Genomic DNA, 4258 nt, shown 5'->3' on the forward strand with positions numbered 1-4258 from the left:
GACCAACCTGCTGGCACTTAACGCAGCCATTGAAGCAGCGCGGGCTGGCGAGCAAGGCCGTGGTTTTGCGGTGGTGGCCGATGAAGTACGGGCGCTGGCGGCACGCACCCAGGCCAGCACCTCGCAGATCAACGAGATGCTCGCGCGCCTGACCACCGGCGTGAGTTCGTCGGTGGCGGCCATGGAAAACACCCAGGCCAGTTGCCAGTCGGCGGCGGATGCCACGGCGCGGGTGAACACCGGGCTGGATGAGATGGCTGGTTCCGTCAGCCATATCAATAACCTCAGCACCCAGATCGCCACGGCGGCCGAGCAGCAAAGCGCAGTGACCGAGGAGATCAACCGCAGCATGGTGCAGATCCGACAGATGGTCGATGAGTTGGTAGAAAGTGGCCACGCCACCCAAACCAACACTCAGAGCCTGTTGGATGCCAATGGCCGGGTCATTGCATTGATGGGCCGCTTCAAGGTGCGCTGATAAAAGACTGAGACACTCCCGTGCAATGCGCGGGAGTGGGACTATTCTGACAGTTCTCAGGACAAACTCTCGCCACACAGGAGGTGTGTCATGCATGCAGCTGAGCATTCGGCCCGCTTGGAGCGGATCAGTCAGGAACGCTTTATCCAGGCGCCAATCGAGGTCATCTACGACTATGTGACCCAGCCGGATCGCTGGCACGAGTGGCACCCCACCTCCCTGAGTGCCGACACCGGCACCACCGGCTCACTGCCGGCCGGCACGCGCTTTACCGAAATCATCGACCTGCTGGGCGTGCGCGTCCCCATGAGCTATCGCGTACAAATCGCCCGCCGCCCCAGTGAATTCAAGACCGTGTTCACCTCCCTCGCGGTAGACGGCTCGATTCACTACTTCCTGCAACCCCACCGTGGCGGCACGCTGTTCAAACGGGTGCTCACCTACGAGACCGAACTGCAATTGGCCTCCTTGCACGCGCGCATGATCGACCTGTCGACCATTGCGCTGGACCAACTCAAGCACCGCCTTGAAAACGCGGCTTTCGTATAATTTAGAAACATTACTGGCACCCCGCTCACCCTGTGGGAGCTGGCTTGCCTGCGATGACGTCGTCATGATCGCCGCAAAATCCCGACGCCGTCCTCTTGCCCACGAGCCCCACATGAAAAACCCCCTGCGACTGGCCCTACTTTGCGCCCTGTTCACCACCACACTGGCCCAGGCGGCCGACCTGATCCCAATCGACGTGCACCGCGATGCCAACTGCGGTTGCTGCAAAAAATGGATCAGTCACCTTGAAACCAACGGTTTCAAGGTTAATGACCATGTCGAAGCCGATATGAGCGCCGTCAAGCAGCGTCTGGGCGTAGCGCCGCGCCTGGGCTCGTGCCATACCGCCGTGATCGACGGCAAGTTCGTCGAAGGCCATGTGCCCGCCGAGCAGGTGCTGGCACTGCGCAAACGTGATGATCTGCTAGGCATTGCCGCGCCCGGCATGCCCATGGGCTCGCCCGGTATGGAAATGGGTGAGCGGCGCGAGGCCTACCAGGTCATCGGCCTGACGCGCGACGGACAGGATGTGGTGGTGGCTGACTACCCGGCCCACTGATTAATGCTCGCCGGTTACCTGGGGCTGTTTTTTTGCCGCCTTTGGCGCAGCAACCTTGTTACCACTGCAATCGGAAGCCGTGCTGGTTGGCTTATTGCTCAGCGGCCACTATAGCCTGTGGCTGCTGCTGGGTATTGCGACGGTGGGCAATGTCCTGGGGTCGGTGGTCAATTGGTGGCTGGGCCGCTGGGTTGAACACTTCAAGGATCGCCGCTGGTTTCCGGTCAGCGCAAAGCAGCTCGACAAGGCCAGTCGCCATTACGAACGCTGGGGGCACTGGACGTTATTGCTCAGTTGGGTGCCGATCATCGGTGACCCGCTGACCTTGGTCGCTGGGGTAATGCGCGAACCGCTGTGGCGGTTTTTGCTGTTGGTCACGCTGGCCAAGAGCCTGCGTTATGGCGTGCTGGCGGCGCTGACCCTGCACTGGGTGTTAATCCCCACTTAATCCCCTCGCAACAGCATCCGGGCATTCCTTCCGGAGCCCTGTTCATGTCGCTAATCCGCGCCTTTTGCATCACCGGCCTGCTCACGGCGAGCGCCGCTCCCGCCCTCGCCGCTGCTCCCCTTGCCACTACCTATGGCCCCGAGCTGCAAGGCTTTCAATACCCCTACCCGGTCGAACATTTCAGTTTCCAGTCCCAAGGCAAAACCCTGCAAATGGGTTATATGGACGTGCCCGCCAAGGGCCGTGCCAATGGCCGCAGCGTGGTGTTGATGCACGGCAAGAACTTTTGCGGCGCCACTTGGGAAGAATCGATCAAGGCCTTGAGCGAAGCGGGTTACCGCGTGATCGCGCCGGACCAGATCGGGTTTTGCACCTCCAGCAAACCGGACCACTACCAGTACAGCTTCCAGCAATTGGCGATCAACACCCACCAACTGCTGGAGAAACTCGGCATTCAGAAGGCCACCCTCATCGGCCATTCCACCGGCGGCATGCTCGCCACCCGTTATGCACTGCTGTATCCGCAACAAACCGAGCAGTTGGCACTGGTCAATCCCATCGGCCTGGAAGACTGGAAAGCCTTGGGCGTACCGTATCGCAGCGTCGACCAGTGGTATGAGCGCGAGTTGAAACTCAGCGCCGACGGCATTCGCCAGTATGAACTCAACACTTACTACGTCGGGCGCTGGAAACCGGAATACGAACGTTGGGTCGACATGCTTGCCGGCCTCAATAATGGCCCGGGCCATACCCAGGTCGCATGGAACTCGGCGCTGATTTACGACATGATCTTCACCCAGCCGGTGTACTACGAGTTCAAGGATTTGCAGATGCCCACGCTGCTGTTGATCGGCACGTCCGACACCACCGCCATTGGCAGCGATATCGCGCCGCCGGCGGTCAAGGCCAGGCTCGGTCACTACGACGTGCTGGGCAAGCAGGTGGCCAAGCTGATCCCCCATGCGACCCTGGTGGAGTTCCCGGGCCTGGGCCACGCACCGCAGATGGAAGAACCGGCGCAGTTTCATAAGGCACTGTTACAGGGGTTGAACACCCTTTAATCCAACCTTTTTCGAGGCACTCCTGAATGTCGGTACAGATCGCAGTCATTGATGATTGGCAGAATGTGGCCAGTGGTGTGGTGGATTGGTCGGCATTGGCGGCGGTGGGCCAGGTGCATTTTCTGCACGATTACCCCGCCGATACCGCCACGATGGTTGAACGTTTGCAGGGGTTCGACGTGATTTGCCTGATGCGCGAGCGCTCGACCTTCGATCAGGCCCTGTTGCAAGGCCTGCCCAAGCTGAAACTGCTGGTGACCGGCGGCATGCGCAACGCGGCCATCGACATTGCCGCGGCTAAAGCCCTGGGCATCCAGGTGTGCGGCACCGACAGCTACAAGCAGGCGGCGCCGGAGTTAACCTGGGCGCTGATCATGGCCTCGACCCGCAACCTGCTGGCCGAAGCCAACTCATTGCGCGCCGGCGGCTGGCAGGTCGGGCTGGGTGGCGATCTGTATGGCAAAACCCTGGGGGTTCTCGGACTGGGCAGCATCGGCCAGAAGGTTGCGCAGTTTGGCCAGGCATTTGGCATGCGCGTGATTGCCTGGAGCGAGAACCTTACGCCGGAGCGGGCCTCAGAGGCGGGTGTGAGCTGGGTCAGCAAGCGTGAGTTGTTCGAGCAGGCGGATATTCTGAGCGTGCATCTGGTGCTCAGCGAGCGCAGTCGCGGCCTGGTGGATACGCAGGCGCTGGGTTGGATGAAACCGAGTGCGCGCCTGGTCAATACCTCACGTGGGCCGATTGTGAATGAGCAGGCGCTGATCGAGGCGTTATCGGCCGGGCGACTGGCGGGGGCCGCATTGGATGTGTATAGCGAAGAGCCACTACCGGTTGATCATCCCTTCCGGCGCTTGCCGAATGTGTTGGCCACGCCCCATGTCGGGTATGTGAGTGAACAGAATTATCGGCAGTTTTATCAGCAGATGATCGAAGACATTCAGGCCTGGGCCAGCGGCACGCCGATTCGCAGCCTATAAGCGGTATCGCAAGCAAGCTTGTCTTGCCATGCAGGCTTGTTGTGGCATGCAAGCTTGTTGTGGCGAGCAGGCTTGTTGTGGCGAGCAGGCTTGCCCTGCGTTGGAGCGCGCAGCGCTCCCAAATCGCTCAATCGGTGCATCAGATAGACCGGGTGTGCTCATTATGGGGCTGCTGCGCAGCCCAAC

At 60.7% G+C, this 4258-nt stretch carries 5 protein-coding genes and 1 pseudogene; all 6 read left to right on the top strand.

Annotated elements, in window-relative coordinates; all coding sequences use genetic code 11:
• Window positions 1–478: methyl-accepting chemotaxis protein (locus FEM54_RS25915; RefSeq protein WP_240792805.1), on the top strand; the 478-nt coding region annotated here is incomplete at its 5' end.
• A 90-nt stretch (window positions 479–568) separates the two neighbouring features.
• Window positions 569–1027, top strand: a complete 459-nt coding sequence (locus FEM54_RS25920) for an SRPBCC family protein (protein WP_138453597.1) — start codon at window positions 569–571, stop codon at window positions 1025–1027.
• Window positions 1028–1139: 112 nt separating this feature from the next.
• A complete protein-coding gene (locus tag FEM54_RS25925; protein WP_138453598.1) occupies window positions 1140–1586 on the top strand; it encodes a DUF411 domain-containing protein in 447 nt (148 codons plus the stop codon).
• 3 nt (window positions 1587–1589) lie between these two features.
• Window positions 1590–2034, top strand: a pseudogene (locus tag FEM54_RS25930) (YqaA family protein).
• Between the two features lie 44 nt (window positions 2035–2078).
• Window positions 2079–3095: an alpha/beta fold hydrolase gene (locus FEM54_RS25935; RefSeq protein ID WP_138453600.1), complete on the top strand. Its 1017-nt coding sequence runs from the start codon at window positions 2079–2081 to the stop codon at window positions 3093–3095.
• A gap of 26 nt (window positions 3096–3121) precedes the next feature.
• Window positions 3122–4072, top strand: a complete 951-nt coding sequence (locus FEM54_RS25940) for a D-2-hydroxyacid dehydrogenase family protein (RefSeq protein ID WP_138453601.1) — start codon at window positions 3122–3124, stop codon at window positions 4070–4072.
• Window positions 4073–4258: the final 186 nt, after the last annotated feature.

The sequence above is a fragment of the Pseudomonas edaphica genome (assembly GCF_005863185.1).
Lineage (GTDB): Bacteria > Pseudomonadota > Gammaproteobacteria > Pseudomonadales > Pseudomonadaceae > Aquipseudomonas > Aquipseudomonas edaphica.

Coding starts and splice junctions, on each gene's coding strand:
- FEM54_RS25920 (WP_138453597.1), top strand. CDS start 569: ATGCATGCAGCTGAGCATTCGGCCCGCTTGGAGCGGATCAGTCAGGAA.
- FEM54_RS25925 (WP_138453598.1), top strand. CDS start 1,140: ATGAAAAACCCCCTGCGACTGGCCCTACTTTGCGCCCTGTTCACCACC.
- FEM54_RS25935 (WP_138453600.1), top strand. CDS start 2,079: ATGTCGCTAATCCGCGCCTTTTGCATCACCGGCCTGCTCACGGCGAGC.
- FEM54_RS25940 (WP_138453601.1), top strand. CDS start 3,122: ATGTCGGTACAGATCGCAGTCATTGATGATTGGCAGAATGTGGCCAGT.